At 71.3% G+C, this 18,004-nt stretch carries 15 protein-coding genes; 6 read left to right on the forward strand and 9 right to left on the reverse strand.

The window, feature by feature from the left end; genetic code table 11:
• Window positions 1-11 precede the first annotated feature (11 nt).
• The 5 genes from ACVN90_RS00885 to purD all read right to left on the reverse strand — a co-directional run bounded on the left by ACVN90_RS00885 (window position 12) and on the right by purD (window position 5,183).
• A complete protein-coding gene (locus ACVN90_RS00885) occupies window positions 12-452 on the reverse strand; it encodes a flavodoxin domain-containing protein (RefSeq protein WP_475100276.1) in 441 nt (146 codons plus the stop codon).
• Between the two features lie 11 nt (window positions 453-463).
• On the reverse strand, window positions 464-1,753 hold the full coding sequence (gene lhgO / locus ACVN90_RS00890; RefSeq protein ID WP_475100277.1) for an L-2-hydroxyglutarate oxidase: 1,290 nt from the start codon (window positions 1,751-1,753) through the stop codon (window positions 464-466).
• Window positions 1,753-3,201, reverse strand: coding sequence for an aldehyde dehydrogenase family protein (locus ACVN90_RS00895; protein WP_475100278.1), 1,449 nt, complete (start codon window positions 3,199-3,201; stop codon window positions 1,753-1,755). Before ACVN90_RS00895 ends, lhgO begins: the two co-directional genes overlap by 1 nt.
• 314 nt (window positions 3,202-3,515) lie before the next feature.
• Complete coding sequence (locus tag ACVN90_RS00900; RefSeq protein WP_475100279.1) at window positions 3,516-3,905, reverse strand: hypothetical protein; 390 nt, start codon at window positions 3,903-3,905, stop codon at window positions 3,516-3,518.
• A gap of 3 nt (window positions 3,906-3,908) precedes the next feature.
• Window positions 3,909-5,183: a phosphoribosylamine--glycine ligase gene (gene purD / locus ACVN90_RS00905; RefSeq protein WP_475100280.1), complete on the reverse strand. Its 1,275-nt coding sequence runs from the start codon at window positions 5,181-5,183 to the stop codon at window positions 3,909-3,911.
• A gap of 202 nt (window positions 5,184-5,385) precedes the next feature.
• On the opposite strand from purD, the gene ACVN90_RS00910 reads away from it, so the two are divergent.
• Window positions 5,386-5,754 carry a sterol carrier family protein gene (locus ACVN90_RS00910; RefSeq protein WP_475100281.1) on the forward strand — a complete coding sequence of 123 codons (369 nt, stop codon included), beginning with the start codon at window positions 5,386-5,388 and terminating at the stop codon, window positions 5,752-5,754.
• Between the two features lie 6 nt (window positions 5,755-5,760).
• Here ACVN90_RS00910 and ACVN90_RS00915 read toward each other — a convergent pair whose 3' ends face one another.
• The 3 genes from ACVN90_RS00915 to ACVN90_RS00925 all read right to left on the reverse strand — a co-directional run bounded on the left by ACVN90_RS00915 (window position 5,761) and on the right by ACVN90_RS00925 (window position 8,809).
• Window positions 5,761-6,585: a heme ABC transporter ATP-binding protein gene (locus ACVN90_RS00915; protein ID WP_475100282.1), complete on the reverse strand. Its 825-nt coding sequence runs from the start codon at window positions 6,583-6,585 to the stop codon at window positions 5,761-5,763.
• Complete coding sequence (locus tag ACVN90_RS00920) at window positions 6,582-7,595, reverse strand: FecCD family ABC transporter permease (protein ID WP_475102171.1); 1,014 nt, start codon at window positions 7,593-7,595, stop codon at window positions 6,582-6,584. Before ACVN90_RS00920 ends, ACVN90_RS00915 begins: the two co-directional genes overlap by 4 nt.
• A gap of 86 nt (window positions 7,596-7,681) precedes the next feature.
• The gene (locus ACVN90_RS00925) at window positions 7,682-8,809 is read right to left on the reverse strand and encodes a heme/hemin ABC transporter substrate-binding protein (protein ID WP_475100283.1); all 1,128 of its coding nucleotides are present in this window, start codon (window positions 8,807-8,809) and stop codon (window positions 7,682-7,684) included.
• A 163-nt stretch (window positions 8,810-8,972) separates the two neighbouring features.
• On the opposite strand from ACVN90_RS00925, the gene ACVN90_RS00930 reads away from it, so the two are divergent.
• Complete coding sequence (locus ACVN90_RS00930) at window positions 8,973-12,875, forward strand: HtaA domain-containing protein (protein ID WP_475100284.1); 3,903 nt, start codon at window positions 8,973-8,975, stop codon at window positions 12,873-12,875.
• Window positions 12,876-12,976: 101 nt separating this feature from the next.
• Window positions 12,977-13,330 carry a potassium transporter Trk gene (locus ACVN90_RS00935; RefSeq protein ID WP_475100285.1) on the forward strand — a complete coding sequence of 118 codons (354 nt, stop codon included), beginning with the start codon at window positions 12,977-12,979 and terminating at the stop codon, window positions 13,328-13,330.
• 4 nt (window positions 13,331-13,334) lie between these two features.
• Here ACVN90_RS00935 and ACVN90_RS00940 read toward each other — a convergent pair whose 3' ends face one another.
• Entirely contained in the window at window positions 13,335-13,946 is a 612-nt protein-coding gene (locus ACVN90_RS00940; protein ID WP_475100286.1) for a zinc-binding alcohol dehydrogenase, read from the reverse strand.
• Between the two features lie 278 nt (window positions 13,947-14,224).
• Here ACVN90_RS00940 and ACVN90_RS00945 point away from each other — a divergent pair, with 278 nt between their 5' ends.
• The 3 genes from ACVN90_RS00945 (at window position 14,225) to purF (ending at window position 17,962) form a co-directional block, all read left to right on the forward strand.
• Complete coding sequence (locus tag ACVN90_RS00945) at window positions 14,225-15,094, forward strand: endonuclease domain-containing protein (protein ID WP_475100287.1); 870 nt, start codon at window positions 14,225-14,227, stop codon at window positions 15,092-15,094.
• Between the two features lie 223 nt (window positions 15,095-15,317).
• The gene (gene purM / locus ACVN90_RS00950; RefSeq protein ID WP_475100288.1) at window positions 15,318-16,466 is read left to right on the forward strand and encodes a phosphoribosylformylglycinamidine cyclo-ligase; all 1,149 of its coding nucleotides are present in this window, start codon (window positions 15,318-15,320) and stop codon (window positions 16,464-16,466) included.
• 35 nt (window positions 16,467-16,501) lie between these two features.
• Window positions 16,502-17,962 (forward strand): amidophosphoribosyltransferase, encoded by a 1,461-nt coding sequence (gene purF, locus ACVN90_RS00955; protein ID WP_475100289.1) that lies wholly within the window; start codon window positions 16,502-16,504, stop codon window positions 17,960-17,962.
• Window positions 17,963-18,004 lie beyond the last annotated feature (42 nt).

Below are 18,004 nucleotides of genomic sequence, written 5' to 3' on the forward strand. Positions count from 1 at the left end.
GTCCGAGCCCGTCATGGCGAGGTCTCGGCGAGGACCTCCCTCGCCCACGCGACGCCGAGCTCGGCGGGGTCGGCGCGGGTCATGACGTCGTGCTCGCCGAACGGGCCGACCCGCGTCGCCCCGAGGGACCGCAACAACTCGTCGAACTGGTGCGCCCCGCGGTTGTAGCGCTCGTCGTATGACGTGTCGCCGAGACCGAACATCGCGTAGGTCACGCCGCCGAGGTCGGGCGCCAGGTCGAGCAGGTCGTCATGCAGGAACTGGGCGAACCCGGGCAGCTCGCCGCCGCCATGGGTCGCGCACGAGATCAGGTACAGCGCGCCCGGCTCGAACACGTCGACCCCGGCGTCCGCCATGTTCACGACCTCGACGCCGGTCACAGCCTTCGCGATGCCGAGCGCGACCGCCTCGGCATTGCCCGACTCGGTGCCGTACAGGGCGACGATGCGCATGGACGGATGCCTCAGCCCGCGGCCTTCGCCGTCGCGGGCGCCTGCGCGACGGGCGCAGCGGGGGGCGCAGCATCCGTCATCTTCGTTTTCGTCGCGGATGCGGCGTCGAGGTAGTGGTCGATGACGTACTCGGCGATGGCGATCGAGCTCGTGGCGGCGGGCGAGGGGGCGTTGCGCAGCAGTGTGACCGGCCCGACCTGGTCGACGGCGAAGTCGTCGAGGAGCTCGCCGGCGCGGCCCCAGGCCTGCGCGCGCACCCCGGCGCCGTGCTTGTGGGCGAGGTCCGACGAGCGCAGCTCGGGGATGAACCGGCGCGCCTTCTGGAAGTACAGCGGCTTGATGAGGGACCCGGAGATCTCGTCGACGCCCATCTTCCAGTGCTGCTTCGCGAGCGGCCAGGCGCCCGGCCAGCGCAGCGACTCGACCGTGTCCTTCACCGACCACTGCAGCCAGCTGTACCCCTCGCGGGCCAGCGCCGGCACCGCGTTCGGGCCGACGTGCACGTTGTCGTACACGCCGCGCGTGAAGTGCACGCCGAGGAACGGGAACCGCGGGTCGGGCACCGGGTAGATCATCCCCTTCACCAGGTCGGTGCGCGCCGGTGCGAGCTCCCAGTACTCGCCGCGGAACGGCAGGATCTTCGGCGACGGGTCGGCGCCGACGAACCGGGCCACCACGTCGGACTGCAGGCCGGCGCACACGATGACGCGGTCGAACACGTCCTCCGACACCGGCGTCACCACCCGCACCCGGCCGTTCTCCAGCGACATCGCGGTGACCTCATGACCGAGCCGCACCTCGCCGCCCGCCGCGCGGACGTCCTGCGCCATCGCCTCGGTGATCGACGCGTAGTCCACCACGGCGGTGTGCGGCGAGTGCACCGCCGCGACGCCCGCGACGTGCGGCTCGATCTCCCGCAGCCGCTCGACGTCGTCGATGCGGGTGAGGTCCGGAACGCCGTTCTCCAGCGACCGCCGCTCGATCTCGGCCAGCGCGTCGAGCTCGGACTCGTCCACCGCGACCACGAGCTTGCCGACCTCCCGGTACGGGAGGCCCTTCTCCTCGCAGAACTCCCGGATCGACACCCGCCCCGCCGCGCACAACGTCGCCTTCAGCGACCCCGGCTTGTAGTACAGCCCCGCGTGCACCACCCCGGAGTTGTGCCCGGTCTGGTGCTGCGACAGCCGGCCCTCCTTCTCCAGCACCGTCACGTCATCGCCGCGGGCGCTCAGCGCACGGGCGAGGGCGACGCCCACGATGCCGCCACCGATGATCCCGGTGCGCCGAGTCGCGCCCGCCATCAGTGGGTCCTCACAGCCGCGGTCTTCACGCGCGTGTAGAAGCGCAGCGCTTCGAGGCCCTGCTCCTTGAACGGCGAACCCGATTCCTTGAAGCCCCCGAATGCCTGGTGGATGTCCCACCCGCTCGTTGGCTGGTTCACCGAGACCTGCCCGGTGTCGACCTCGTCCACGAAGCGGAACGCCGCGTCGAGGCTGCGCGTGTACACGGCGCTCGACAGGCCGTACGCCGAGTCGTTCACGGCCTCGATCGCTTCGTCGAGCGTGTCGACCTCGATCATGCCGAGCACCGGCCCGAACACCTCGTCGCGCCACAGGCTGTTGTCGCGGTCGAACGCCACGAACAGCGGCTCGACGAACGCCCCGTGCTCGGCGAGCCCGTCGGCGAGCGCCGCGCGGGCGATGACGGTTGCGCCTTCGCCGAGTGCGGCATCCACCCGGTCCGTGATGTCGCGCTGCGCGCTGCGGCTGACCACCGGACCCACATCCGTGCCCTCGGCACCGCCGGCTCCGACGCGGAGTGCTTCGACGGATGCTGCGACCCGTGCCCGCAGCTCGGCCGCGACGCCGCGCTGCACGATGAGGCGGCTGGTCGCGGTGCAGCGCTGACCGGCCTGCCCGAACGCGCCCGCCATCAGCACCGGCACGACGAGGTCGAGATCGGCGTCGTCGAGCACGACGGCGGCGTTCTTGCCGCCCATCTCGGTCTGCACACGGATGCTGCTTCCCGCGAGCTTGCGCTGCAGGTCGAGGCCCACGGCAGTCGAGCCCGTGAACGAGACGGCGGCGAGGCGCCGGTCGGTCGCGAGCACATCGCCGATGACGGAGCCGCGTCCGGTCACGGTGCCGAGGACCCCCGCGGGCACCCCCGCGCGGTGCAGGATCTCGGCGAGGCGCAGCGTGACGAGCGGCGTCTCGGTCGCGGGCTTGATGACGACGGCGTTGCCCGCGATGAGGGCGGGCGCCATCTTGCGCGCCGGGGTGAGCAGCGGGTCGTTCCACGGCGTGATGAGCAGCACCACACCGATCGGCTCGCGCTTCTGCAGTGCGAAAGTGCCGGGGCGCGCGTCGGGGATGAGCTCGCCGAACGGCGCGCGGCCGAGCCCGCCGTAGTACTCGAAGAACTCGGCAGCCTTGCCGACCTCGCCCCGCGCCTCCGCGGTGGTCTTGCCCATCTCGGTGACGATGAGCGACGTCAGGTCTGCGGCATCCTTCCGTATCAGCGTCGCCGCGTCGAGCAGCACCCGGCCGCGCTCGATCGGCCCGGTTGCGCGCCACGCCTTCGCGCCGCGCACGGCGGCATCGAGCACGGCGTCGACGTCGGCGGGGCCCATCGCCGGGACCAGCCCGACGAGGTCGCTGGTCGCGGGATCACGCACCTCGATGGGGTCGCCGGACGCGTCGGTCGAGAAGCGGCCCTCCACGAGGTTGGGGCTGACGGTGGTGCTCACGGGATCCTCCAGACGCCTCGCCGACGGACGCCGATCACGGCGCGGCAGGCTCCTCCCAGCTTCGCCGGGCGTCGCGAGGGCGGCAACGCGCACGGCCCACCGATCACGCAAGCCTTGGTTGCCGACCGCTCACGCTCCTGTGGGGCGTGCGCTGCTCCTCAACTGAGGAGCGGAGCCGAGGTGAGGGCCGTACTGTGGGAGGGGATCCTCAGCTCGGCAACGGTCCTCAGTTGAGGACGCACGGTTCCGCCGGCGCCGATCGCCGCGGCGCGCGCGAAGAGGCGTGAGCGTGCACCGCGTGGGCCGTAGGCCGGTCACTCCTCGCGCAGGCACCCGCCGTCGGCGTTCACGCCACCGAGGTCGATCGAGACGGTGCCCGAGGCGCCGACGGATCCGTACACGCACCCGCCCGAGACCTCTGCGCCGAACAGCAGGCTGTCGCCCACGACGCGGGTCTCGACCTCAGCCGCGCCAGCGGCCTCGAGCGCGTCGCGCACGGCTTCCTCGGTCACGCCGCCGGCAGCCTGCAGCGCCTGCAGCCCCGTGGTCGCGGCGGCCACGAGCGCCTCGTTCGCGACCTGGTGCGCCTGGTCCATCAGCTCCTTGCCCGGAGCGTCGATGTCGACGCTCGCCGAGCATCCCGACACGGCGCCGCCGACGAGCAGCAGGGCGACGGAGAGGACGGATGCTGCGCGCCGCCGCATGCGTCAGAGCCCTTCGGCGACGCGCGCGGCGATGTCGGTGCGGTGCTGGCCGCCCTCGAGGCCGATCGCGCCGAGCGCGCGGTAGGCGCGGTCGCGGGCCTCGACGAACGTCGTGCCGACGCCGACGACGTTGAGCACGCGGCCGCCCGTCGCGACGAGTCCGCCGTCGGTCTCGGCGGTGGCGGCGTGGGCGAGGTGCACCCCGTTGACGGCCTCGGCCTCGCGCAGGTTCGTCAGCGCGCGGCCGGTCACCGGCGATGCCGGGTAGCCCTCGCTCGCGAGCACGACGGTCACGGCGACGTCGTTGGCGAAGGCCGGGAGGGGGAGATCCTCGAGGTGACCGGATGCCGCGGCCAGCAGCAGCTCCGACAGCGGGTCGACGAGCCGCGGCAGCACCACCTGGGTCTCGGGGTCGCCGAAGCGCGCGTTGAACTCGATGACCTTCACGCCGTCGTCGGTCAGGATGAGACCGGCGTAGAGGAGTCCGATGAACGGCGTGCCCTCAGCATCCAATTGACGGATGACCGGCTCGGCGATGTCGCGCGTGACGAGCTCGACGAACTCGCGCTCGCTGCCGAACTTGCCGTCGAGCCACGGCAGCGGCGAGTACGCGCCCATGCCGCCGGTGTTGGGACCCTCGTCGCCGTCGAGCAGGCGCTTGTAGTCCTGGGCGGGGCTGAGCGGCAGCACGTGGTCGCCGTCGCTGAGGAAGAAGAGCGACACCTCGGGGCCCGAGAGGAACTCCTCGACGAGCACGGCGCCCGTCGGAAGGTACTCGTCGGCGTGGGCGAGCGCAGCGGCGCGGTCAGAGGTCACGATGACGCCCTTGCCGGCGGCGAGTCCGTCGGCCTTGACGACGTGCGGGGAGCCGAGATCGTCGAACGCGGCCTCGACCTCGGCGCGCGTGTGCGCGCGCACGGCGCGACCCGTCGGAACCCCCGCGGCATCCATGATCCGCTTCGCGAACGTCTTGGAGCCCTCGAGCTGTGCGGCCTCCTTGCCGGGCCCGAACGCCGGGATGCCCCGCTTGCGCACCGCATCGGCGACGCCTGCGACCAGCGGTGCCTCCGGGCCGATCACGACGAGGGCGATGTCGTGGTCGATCGCGAACTGGCTGACCGCCACGGGGTCGTTCTGGTCGAGGGCGACGAGCTGCGCATCCTGCCCGATGCCGGCGTTGCCGGGAGCCGCGAAGATCTCGTGCTCGGCCTCCTCCGACCGCAGCGCCAGGATGATGGCGTGCTCTCGCGCGCCCGAGCCGAGAACCAGGATCTTCACGCGTTCCAGCCTACCGGCGGCCCTCCGCGCTGTTTCGGGCGCCGGGTGCGGCCGGCCTCGTCCCCAGGCCCCGCTCTCCGGTTCCCAACTCAGGATGGGTGCGCGCCGCCCCCGGTCGACGGCGCGGAATATCGCGGGTGGCGTCGAGGGCGGCGTTCGCTCGTCCTGAATTGGGAACCGGGCGTCGGCGTAACCTGGCACCGTGGCCCGCAAGATCTCGACCGATGACGGCCGCGCGGCGCTGAGCGCGGTCGCGGCGGCGGTGGCGGCCTCCGCTCCGCCCGCCCGCACCGACAACGCGACGGCCGTCCGCTACCTGCTGCAGCTGCTCGCCGAGAAGGCCCCGGGCAACTCCGTCGAGGTGCGGGTGCCGCCGTTCGGCGCGGTGCAGGTGGTCGAGGGCCCGCGGCACACGCGCGGAACCCCGCCGAACGTCGTCGAAACGGATCCCGCGACCTGGATCGCGCTCGCCACGGGCAGGGAGCAGTGGACGGATGCTGCCGCCTCGGGTCGCATCAGCGCCTCGGGTACACGCGCCGACATCTCGGACCTCCTGCCGCTCCGTCCCTGACCCCGGTCAGCGCCGCGGCATGACCACCGGCGTGCCCGACACGGGGTGGGGGAACACATCCACCCGCTGCCCGTAGACCTCCTCGATCGCGGCGGACGTCAGCACCTCCGACGGCGCGCCCGACGCAACCACCCGACCCCGCGACAGCAGGGTCACGCGGTCGGCGACACCGAGCGCCGCGTTGAGGTCGTGCAGCACCACAGCCACCGCCGCGCCATCGCGCGCGCGACCCCGCGCGATGCGCAGCACGTCCTCCTGGTGCCTGAGGTCGAGCGCCGCGGTGGGTTCGTCCAGCAGCAGCACGTCGCACGCCTGCGCGAGCACCCGCGCGAGGGCGGCCCGCGCGCGCTCGCCGCCCGACAGCGACGTGACGCCGCGCCCGGCGAGCGGCACGAGGTCGGTGACCTCGAGCGCGCGCGCGACCGCGGAGTCGTCGTCGTCCTCGGCGGGCGTGCGCGCCCACGGCGCACGGCCCATCCGCACGACCTGCTCCACCGTGAACGGGAACGACACCGCGTTCTGCTGCAGCAGCACCGCGCGCTGCTGCGCGAGGAGGCGGGGACGGATGCTGCCCAGCGGCGTTCCGTCGAGGCTCACCTCTCCGGAGTCCGGTGGGACATCGCCCGCGAGCACCCCGAACAGCGTCGACTTGCCGGCGCCGTTCGGGCCGACGAGGGCGTGGAGCTCGCCCGCGCGGACGTCGATTCCCGCGTCGGCGAGGACGGGCCGCGCGGCGCCCTGCGGCGTCACAGTCACGCCCCGGGCGCGGAGTCGCACGGACCCCGGAGCGACGGCGACCGCCGGGGCCGCAGCATCCGTCATCGCGTTCATCCCCAGCCCCCCGCCTTGCGGCGTGTGCGCAGCAGGAGCCACAGGAAGAACGGGCCGCCGACGAGCGACGTGATCATGCCGATGGGCAGGTCCGCGAGCGGCACGGCCGTGCGGGCGATGAGGTCAGCGACCGCGATGAGCAGCGCGCCGCCGAGCGCGCTCGTGACCACGAGCGGCAGGTGTGCGGGTCCGATCGCCATGCGCATGAGGTGGGGGACGACGAGTCCGACGAAGCCGATGATGCCGGCGAACGCGACCGCTGCGCACACGAGCAGCGCGACCATCACGATCACCACAACGCGCAGCAGCTCGACCCGCACGCCGAGGTGGCGCGCGGTGCGCTCGCCGAGGGCGAAGAGGTCGAGGCGGTGCGCGACGAATACAGCAGCGGCCACGCCGATCGCGACGAGCGGCGCGACGAGCGCGATGTTCTGCCACAGTGCGCCGTTGAGGCTGCCGAGCTGCCAGAACACGATCTGCTCGCGGGTCGACGTCGTGCCCAGGAACGTGAGGAACGCGAGACCCGCTCCCGCGATGGCGTTGATCGCGATGCCGGTGAGCAGCAGCGTCACGACCTCGGTGCGTCCGCCCGAGCGGCTGATGAGGTACACCGAGAACACCGCGATGAGCCCGCCGATGAAGGCGAAGGCCGGGGTGGTCCACATGCCGAACACCGCGAGGGAGAACGTGAGGCTCGCCGCGGCGCCGAACGCCGCGCCCGATGAGACGCCCACGACTGCCGCGTCGGCGAGCGGGTTGCCGAAGATCGCCTGCATGAGCACGCCCGACACGGCGAGGGCTGCGCCGACGAGCAGACCGAGCACGATGCGAGGGAGGCGGATGTCGAGGATCACGCCAGACGCGGTCTGAGCCTCCGGAGCCCACGACGTGTCGATCCCGACGGACTGCAGCAGCACGCCGACCACCTGCGCGGGCGTGAGCCAGTACTGCCCGAGCCCGAGCGACACGATCACGACCAGCACGATCGCGACTGAAAGTCCCGCCGTCATGAGCGCGAACCGCCGGGCGCGGTGCGTCGTCGGCACCTCGGTCACGACCTCGGCGGTCGCGTCCTCCGCGCGGGCGAGCGTGGTCGTCACGACGCGGGCTCCGCGTCGGGCGTCGACGCAGGCGAAGTCGCCGGCGCGTACACCGCCCGCGCCAGTGCCCGGATGACGTCCGCCGTGCGCGGCCCGAAGCTCAGGATCTCGGCATCCGCCATGTCGACCACCCGCCGGTGCTCGCCCGCCGGCGTCTGCTGCAGCGCCGGGATGCGCTCGAGCAGCCCGTCGACGCCGCCGACCGACGCGAGCCCGTCGGTCATCATGACGACGACGTCGGGCTGCGCCGCGACGAGCGCCTCGGCGGTCATGGGCTTCATGCCCTCCCACCCGATCTCGCTCGCGACGTCGACGCCGCCGACCGCCTCGATGAGCGAGTCCGCCCCCGAGTCGCGGCCGAAGATGTAGTACACGTTCGCGCTGCCCCGCACATAGAGGAAGAGCATGCGAGGACGATCGGATGCTGCCACCGGCGCGATCTCGGCCACTTCGGCGCTCGCCGCCTCGACGTCGGCGTCGAGCCGTTCTGCGAGCGCGGCGCCGCGACCGGGCACGCCCAGGGCCGCCGCGATCTCCGAAACGAGGTCGGACACCGTGTCGGCGCGCCGCTCGCTGGAGACCACGACGACGGTGATCCCGGCATCACGCAGCTGCTGACGCACCTCCTTCGGGCCGATCGAGGTGTCGGTCAGCATCACGGTCGGCGCGAGCTCCAGGATCGCCTCGGCGTTGAGCGTGTGCCCCGACTTCGTCACGACGGGCAGATCCTCGGTGCCGTCGAACGAGGTCGACGAGTCGCGTCCGACGACCGCGTCGCCGAGGCCCAGGCCGAACACGGTCGCGGCGATCGTGCCCGAGATGTCGACCGGCAGGATGCGGCTGACGTCCGTGATCTCGACCGCGCGGCCCTCGGCATCCGTCACCGTCACGGGCAGGTCGGGGGAGGCATCGGACACGATCGGCTCGATCGCGTGCGACGCGAGGCAGGCCGTTGACGGTCCCTCGGATGTGCGCGGATCGTCGGCGAGAGCGAGATCGGCGAGCGGGACGTCGGCGGCCGGGCAGTCGGGATCGAACGCGCGGGAGGATGCCTCGCGGGAGGCGCAGCCGGTGAGACCGAGAATCAAGGCGGCCGCCACGAGAAGGGCGAAGGTGCGGCGCATTAGGCAAGGCTAACCTAAAACTTGACGCGACCTTGCCGGGTGCTCTAGCGTCTGGAACGGTTCCAGGTTAGCTGAGCCTAACCATACCGGTGCCATCACCTACCCGAACGCAACGACGCCGGCGGGCGCGGCTTCGGGCGTGCGCGCCGACGCACCGGAGAACATGTCTACGCAGCTCGTCCTCGATCGCGGCAGAGTCGCGATCGCCTCGCTCCTCGCCTTCCTGCTCCTCGTCGCGGGCGCCATCACAGCGCCTGCGGCCACCGCTCTCGACGGGGCCACGGCCACGGCGAACGTGACCGCCGCCTCGGCCGGCGCCGGCCTCACGGTCCGGGTGGAGGCGTCCGGACTGCCCGCCGTCCCGTTCGCCTACGCCGCGATCATCCCGGCGGGCAGCGAGGGGACGCTCTCGGGCACCGAAGGCACGCTGGCGATGAATGCGTTCTCGCCCGTCAGCAGCGGTGCGCTCGCGCTGGACCTCGTGGCGCCGACGGCGAGCCTCAACCGGACCACCGCGTACGAGGTGCTGGTGTGGAAGCAGCACTCGCTGCCGACGCCCGAGAACATCTACGCCCGCTCCGCGATCTCGGTGACCGCCGATCAGTGGGCCGCGGTCTTCCCGCCGTCAGCGACGACCACGACCCTGACGGTCGACCCGGCCTCCTCGAGCCTGGCCGGCGCGGACTTCACGCTCGGGGCGACCGTCGAGCCCGCAGCATCCGGAACCGTCTCGTACTTCAACGGCGACGCGCAGCTGGGCTCGGCGTCCGTCGGTTCGACGATCACCGCGAGCATCGCGACCACCGGCGCGGCGCAGCTCAAGGCCGTGTTCACGCCGGCTGACGCCGCGGCGTTCACCGGCTCGGCCTCGTCCGTCGTCTCGTACGAGATCACCGCGCCGCCGACGGCGCTGAAGCCCGTGCTGACGCTCTCGAAGTCGACGGGGCTGAACCGGGAGGGTGAGACCGTGACCGTGACCGGCACGGGCTACAACCCGAACCAGGCGATGTACCTCACGACCTGCGCCGACGTGCCGCTGGACCAGGTGTCGTTCGCGTTCATCAACGCGGGCTGCACTGCCGGAGCGAAGCTCATCTCGCCGAACCCGACGCGCCCGTCGATCGTCAAGCTCAACGCCGACGGCTCGTTCCAGACCGAGTTCGCGGTGTCGCCGAAGTCGGGACCGACCGCGGTCTACACGATCGCCGACCACACCGCACAGGCCGACCGCACGCAGGACGCGAAAGCGTCGGTGACCTTCGCGGACCCGAAGCCGGTTGCGACGCTGTCGGTGTCGAAGACCGAGGGGATCGACCCCGCCGGTGAGAGCATCACCGTTACCGGCACAGGTTACGAGGTCAACGCGGGCGGCATCTACGCTCAGATCGGCTGGATCGTCGAGGGTCAGTGGACGCCGATCTCGGCATCGGAGACGCGGGCCGCCAACCGCACGAACGCCTACGCGGCGCTGGTGGGCTCCGGCTACCCCGGGCAGCCGGCGTTCACGGTCGCCGAGGACGGCTCGGGTTCGTTCAGCTGGACGGTCACGGTCGACAAGGCGAAGCTCGACGCGAAGCAGCTCGAGGGGGGCACGCTCGCTGTGTTCACGCTCGGTTCGCACTCCAACTGGGTTCAGCCCGCGAACGAGCGGTTCGTGCCCATCACGTTCGCGGACCCGAAGCCGGTCGCGACCTTGTCGGTGTCGAAAACCGAGGGGATCGACCCGGCGGGTGAGTCGATCACAGTCACGGGGACCGGCTACGAGGTCAACGCGGGCGGCATCTACGCCCAGATCGGCTGGATCGTCGAGGGCCAGTGGACGCCGGTCTCGGCCTCCGACACGCGCGCAGCGAACCGCAGCAACGCCTACGCGGCGCTGGTGGGCTCCGGCTACCCCGGGCAGCCGGCGTTCACGGTCGCCGAGGACGGCTCGGGTTCGTTCAACTGGACGATCAAGATCGACAAGGCGAAGCTCGACGCGAAGCAGCTCGAGGGCGGCACGCTCGCGGTCTTCACGCTCGGCTCGCACTCCAACTGGGTTCAGCCCGCGAACGAGCGGTTCGTGCCCATCGCATTCGCCGATCCCACGCCTGTTCCCGCCGTCGACGTGACGGTGACGGATGCCTCGGCCACCGCCGGCGCGACCGTCGACGTCGCCGCCTCGAATCTCGGTGATGTCACCGGCGCGTACGCCGCGGTGATCGAGAAGGGAACCGAGTCGGCGGTGACCGCAAGCGGCGGCTACGCGGCGATGAAGTACCTGCCGCAGATCGACGGTGGCGCCTTCACGGTCGATCTCGTCGCGCCCAACGCGAAGCTCGACAGGACGAAGCAGTACGAGGTTCTGGTGTGGCGTCAGCACACCCTGCCCACCGCCGACACGATCTACGCCCGCGCCGACGTGCCGTTCACCTCGGACCACTGGAAGATCCTGGTTCCCGAGGTGACGCCGCCGACCGACCCCGAGCCGCCGGTCGACCCCGGCACACCGGTGACCCCGCCGGCGACGGTGCAGGGCGGCTCGCTCTCGTGGGCGATCTCGTCGAGCTTCGCGAGCTACATCACCGGCAGCATCGCGCACGGCAGCATCGCCGTGACGGGCGGAGCCACGCGCTCCGGCGGCCAGTTCCAGTTCGGCCAGGCGACCGGCAGCACGTATGACGCGGCGACCGGCACGGGCACCGTCTCATACACCGGCTCGGTCCGCTTCACCGGCCACGGCGGTGTGCTCGACGTCACGATCGCGAACCCGCAGGTGCGCATCACGTCGCCGAACGCCGCCACGCTCTACGTCACCAGCGGCGGCTCGCACGTCGCCTTCGCGAACCTCGACCTCTCGGGCGCGGTGCGGGTCACCGCCAACGGCACGGTCACGTACTCGCGGGTGCCGGCGACGCTGACCGCTGCCGGGCGCAGCCAGGTGTTCCAGGGCTACACGACCGAGCTCGACCCGCTCGCGTTCACGATCGGCGTCGCGGCGGCCGCGCCGGCGGGTTCGACGGGCACCGTCGCGGCGGCGCGAGCGTCGACCACCCGCACGACCTCACTCCCCGCCACCGCACCCGCCTCCACGGGCATCGACCTCGACGACGACGCCCTCGCCGCGCTGCAGAAGGGCGAGCCGGTCACGGTCACGGCGTCGGGCTTCACCGCGAACGAAGAGGGCATCCAGGTCGTCGTGTACTCGACGCCGACGCTCCTCGGCGAGGTCTCGGCCGACGCTTCCGGCACCGCCACGTGGACCGGATCCCTGCCGGCGACCCTCGCCGACGGCGAGCACACCCTGACGTTCCAGGGGTCCGTGGACCGCGGCATCCGTTTCACCCTCGCCCGTGCGGCGATCGCGACCGGCTGCGTCGTCGACGCCGCGAGCCTGAACTGGGGCTTCAAGGAGAGTTTCCGCACCTACATCGAGGGCATCGCAGCCGGCGGCTGGGAGCTGACCGACGTCGCCTACGAGTACCCCGAGTTCGTCTGGACCGCGGGCACGGGAGCGGTGGATGCTGCGACCCGCACCGGTCTCGTCACCTACGGCGGCAGCATCCGTTTCACCGGTCACCAGGGTGCGCTCGACACGACGCTGTCGAACGCCCGCGTCGAGCTCGCGGGCGACACCGGATACCTGGTGTTCGATGTCAGCGGCACGACGCAGGCGGGTGAGCCGGTGACGGCAGCGAGCATCCGGTTCGCGGAGTTCGCGCTGCCCGACCTCGAGGTCGCCGACGACGGGCTCGTGCTCGACGCGCTTCCCGCGACCCTGACCGAGGCCGGCGCCGCCGCCTTCGGCACCTACGCCGCGGGCGACGAGCTCGACCCGGTGTCGGCCGTGCTCCCGATCGCAGCGGACTGCGCGGTCGCCGCTCCTGTCGCGGCCGAGGAGGTGCCGGTCGCCGAGGCGGCCGAGGCCTCGGCCGAGACCCTCTCCGCCGACCAGACGACGGCGCCGGTGTGGCCGTGGGCGCTCGTGGGGATCGCCCTGGCACTCGGGATCGGCGCCGTGGTCTGGATCGTGGTCTCCCGCCGCCGTGCGACGGCCGGCGGCGACGGAGACCAGACGGCCGGCTGACCACCGGCCGTCACCCCGGCGGCGTCCCGCTCTCGGCTTCCGAGCGGGGCGCCGCCGTTCTCATGGGCGCGCTCGCGCTCGTCGGGTGGGACAATGGACACATGCCCGAGCACAGCCAGGACCGCATCGAGACCGTGCGCGTGCGACGGGCCCCGAAGATCTCCGTCTTCCTGATCGTCGGCGCGCTCGTCGGTGTCTTCGTCGCGATGATCCTCACGTTCGCGTTCAACGGCACCGCCGAAGTGAGCCCCAACACCGGCGTCATGTACTCGCAGGGGCAGGTGTTCGGCTTCCTGGCGCTCATCTGCGCCCCCATCGGCCTGGCCCTGGGCGGCATCCTCGCGCTGATCCTCGACCGCCGGTCACGGCGCCACACGCAGGAGGTCGCGGTCGACCACGAGCAGGTGCACGTCGACCCGGAGCCCGGCACCAACGGCCACGGCCCCGCCCACTGAGCCGCTACGCCAGCTCGGCGATGATCGGGTGGATCGCGGCGTCGAAGGCCGCGACATCCCCCCGGAGTCCGTCGGTGACGGCGATCGTGAGCGAGCCGATCCACCACACCCCGCGCTGATTCAGCGGCAGCACCTGCACGTTGAGCTCGAACGAATGCGCCCGTCGGCCGACCTGTCGCTCGTGCTCGGCGATCGCCCCGGCGTAGGCGCGGTATGCGGTTCCCGTGCTGTGCGACGCCTCTTTGCGGTACCGCGCGTTCGCCGACTGCGCGAACGCGAGCGCCTCGACCGCGTGCGGCTCGAAGGCCGCCCGCAGCTCGTCGCAGCCCTCGATCGGCAGGGCGAGCGCGGTGTCGAAGCCGTCGACGAGATCGAGCGGAACCGGCGACGGATGCGCCTGCGGCTCGACGGTCATCGCCCAGAACTCGCGCCACTGACGTTCGAGCAGCGCCTGGGCCTCTTCGGACCGATCGTTCGCGCGAGGAGGGATGCCGCGCAGGTGCGGCAGCTCATCCGGAGATCGGATGCCGAGCACCTGGCGCAGGTAGAGGGCGAGAAGAACCGGCTGACCGGCGTCTTCGCGGATCAGCCACTCCGGAGCCCCGGCGCCGCCCATGCGGCCATTGTAGATCCGGGCAGCGACGTCGCGGCGGGTCGTGCCCGCGTTCGTGCGCTCGTCGTCCGCGCGGAATGAAGGGAGGAGATGTCTGGAAGGGAGGACGTAACGCCCACTTTTCATCCTCCGTTCGCCATATCTCCTCCGCTCCTCACAGGCGGGACGACGCGGACGGCCCGCCGCACGCCGTCCTCCCCAAGCGACTCCGAGCAGTGAGTTCTGCACAGCAATCACGTCGGCTCGACCCGACCAGGCATTCGTTCCCGATGATCAAGACGATGAAGCTGAAAGCAGAGCAACGGGCGCTGGCTCTCCTGTCCGCGGTGGCTGACGGAGGCGGAATCGTCCGTCGCGCCGCCTTGGTCAAAGCCGGACACGCACAGCGGACGATCGAGGCGGCTGTCGCCGGCGGGCTCCTCCGCGTCGTGCGGCGTGTGTGGGTCGCCGTTCCGAGTGTCGACCCGGTGCTTCTCAGTGCTGCGCGGGCAGGCGTCGTGATCTCATGCGTCACACGCGCTCGTCGCCTGGGGCTCTGGATCGCTACCGAGAGCACGGAGAAGCACGTGGCCGCGCACCCCCATGCCGGTCGCGTCGCGGTGAGGAAAGGAATGCACGTCCACCGGGCCGCGCCCGTGATCCCGCGAGATCCGGCGGCGCTCGAGGATTCCATCGAGAACGTCCTCGGCCTCGTGTGCGCGTGCCAGCCGTTCGAACCCGCCCTCGCGATAGTCGAGTCCGCACTCAACAAGGGACTCGTGGAGAAATCGGCGCTCCTGCGTCTGCCCTTCGCGCCCGGCGTACGGAAGATCCTCGAAGTCGCCAGTCCCTACTCGGACTCGGGGCTCGAGACGTGTGTCGTGCCGCGGCTCCGATGGATGAAGCTTCGCATCGTTCCCCAAGCCTGGATCGCGGGGCATCGGGTCGATTTCCTCATCGGCGAGCGGCTGGTGCTGCAGGTCGACGGAGGTCACCACGTGGGAAGGCAGCGCGCGAGCGACAACGCCCACGATGCGGTCCTCCGCCACATGGGGTACCACGTCATCCGGGTGGGGTACATCCAGGTCATGGAGGACTGGCCCGGGGTACAGGCCGTGATCATGCAGGCAGTCGCGCAAGGGCTCCATCTGGCACCGACCGATGCGGCCTGACCCGTCGCGGCGGGAGGAGATGTAGCGGGGGGAGGAGGTCCTGGCGCAGCATCCGTCCTCCGCTCGCCACATCACCTCCGCTCGTCGCGAGAGCCAGGTCGTCGAGGAGCGGAATCATGGATGCGGCGACCCGGCCCGTGCGAGAGTCCTCATGCTGCGGCCCCGGCGTAACAGCGGCGGCCCCCGGCATCCGTCCAGGTGGGTCGCCGGTAGGCTGGTAGCCGTGGCCTCATCCGAACGCGATGCCCCCTCCCGCCCCGAACAGCCCGTGAACCCGTACCAGGCTGCGGGCGTCGACACCGCCGCCGGCGACCTCGCCGTCGAGCTGATGAAGTCGGCGGTGCGGCGCACCCACGGCCCCGAGGTGCTCGGGGGCGTCGGCGGCTTCGCCGGACTCTTCGACGCGACCACGTTCAAGGCCTATGACAAGCCGCTGCTGGCCACCAGCACCGACGGCGTCGGCACGAAGGTCGCCATCGCGCAGGCCATCGACAAGCACGACACGATCGGGCAGGACCTGGTGGGCATGGTCGTCGACGACATCGTCGTGGTCGGTGCGAAGCCGCTGTTCATGACCGACTACATCGCGTGCGGCAAGGTGTTCCCCGAGCGCATCGCCGACATCGTCCGCGGCATCGCCGAGGGCTGCTCGGCCACCGGCACGGCCCTCGTCGGCGGCGAGACCGCCGAGCACCCTGGCCTGCTCGGGGTCAACGACTACGACGTCGCGGGCGCCGCGACCGGTGTCGTCGAGGCCTCGCGCGTGCTCGGTGCCGAGCGGGTGCGCGAGGGCGACGTCGTCCTCGCCCTCGCGTCGAGCGGCCTCCACTCGAACGGCTACTCGCTCGTGCGTCACATCGTCGCCGGCTCCGGCATCCAGTACGGCGACAACGCCGCCGACTTCGGCACGACGTGGGGCGAGGCCCTGCTCGAGCCGACCCGCCTCTACACGCTGCCGCTGCTGCGCCTCATCACCGAGACCGGCGACGCGGTGCACTCCCTCAGCCACGTCACCGGCGGCGGCATCGCCGCGAACCTCGCGCGCGTGCTCCCGCAGGGCACGTGGGTCGAGGTCGACCGCTCGACGTGGTCGCCCTCCCCGGTGTTCCGCGTCCTCGCCGACCTCGGCAACCTCGAGCTCGAGGCGACCGAGGGCACGTGGAACCTCGGCATCGGGTTCCTCGCGGTCGTCGCCTCCGACAAGGCCGAGGCCGCAGCATCCGCTCTCTCCCGTGAAGGCATCGCGACGTGGCAGGTGGGTGTCGTGCACACCGGCGACCGCGAAGACGGCCACTGGGAGCAGGGCGCCAAGGGCGTCGACGGCGGCGCGGTGCGCCTCGTGGGCGCGTACGCAGACCACGCGGCTCGCTGAGCCGAGTCAGAACACAGCAGGAGCAGGCAACACCCATGTGCGGAATCGTCGGAATGGTGGGCCGCGGGTCCGTCAACCAGGAGATCTACGACTCCCTCCTCCTTCTTCAGCACCGCGGCCAGGACTCCACGGGGATTTCGACCGCTGAGCGCAACGGCGTCGTGCACATGCACAAGGTCAAGGGGCAGGTGCGCGAGTCGTTCCGCACGCGCGACATGCGCGCGCTCCTCGGTGAGATCGGGCTCGGCCACGTGCGCTACGCCACCAAAGGCACGGCCTCGAACGAAGAAGAGGCACAGCCCTTCTACGTGAACGCGCCCTACGGCATCGTGCTGGTGCACAACGGCAACCTCACGAACACGCGCGAGCTCACGCAGGAGCTGTTCCACAAGGACCGCCGTCACCTCAACACATCGTCCGACACCGAGCTGCTGGTCAATGTGCTCGCGAACGAGCTGCAGTCCTCCATCTCGAGCCTCGAGCTCGACCCGGCGCAGGTGTTCCAGGCCGTGACCCGCGTGCACGAGCGCGTCGAGGGCTCGTACGCGGCGATCGCGCTGATCGCGGGCTACGGTCTGCTCGCGTTCCGCGACCCCTTCGGCATCCGTCCCCTCATCCTCGGCACGCGCAAGAACGAGGACGGCCACTACGAGTGGGTCGTCACGAGCGAGTCCCTGGTGCTCGAGAACGGCGAGTTCGAGGTCGTGCGCGACGTCGACCCCGGGGAGGCGGTGTTCATCGACCTCGAGGGCAACCTCCACACGAAGCAGTGCGCCACCGACGCGCAGCTCGTGCCGTGCTCGTTCGAGTACGTGTACCTCGCGCGCCCTGACTCGGTCATGAACGGCATCTCGGTGTACGAGGCGCGCCTGCGCATGGGCGACCGGCTCGCCGACACCATCGCGAAGTACACGCCGAAGGAAGCGATCGACGTCGTCATGCCGATCCCCGACTCGTCGCGCCCCGCGGCCATGCAGGTGGCCCGCAAGCTCGGGGTCGAGTACCGCGAGGGCTTCTACAAGAACCGCTACGTCGGCCGTACCTTCATCATGCCGGGCCAGGCCGCGCGCAAGCGCAGCGTGCGCCAGAAGCTCAACGCCATGTCGAGCGAGTTCAAGGGCAAGAACGTGCTCCTCATCGACGACTCCATCGTGCGCGGCACGACGTCGAAGGAGATCATCCAGATGGCCCGGGATGCCGGAGCCAAGAGCGTCACGTTCGCCTCGGCCGCCCCGCCCGTGCGCTACCCGCACGTCTACGGCATCAACATGCCGTCGCGCCACGAGCTGGTGGCACACGGCCGCACGATTCCGCAGATCGCGGAGGAGCTCGGCGCCGACTTCGTCGTCTACCAGGAGGTCGAAGACCTCAAGGCGGCGATCCTCGAGGGCTCCGACGTCGAGGACCTCGACATGAGCTGCTTCGACGGCCGCTACATCACCGGCACCGTCACCGACGAGTACCTGGCCTGGGTCGAGGGCTCGCAGGAGTCCTGACACCGCGGGCCGAGGCATCCGTCACCGCCCGTAGGGTGGATA

It is taken from the genome of Microbacterium sp. F01 (assembly GCF_056156365.1).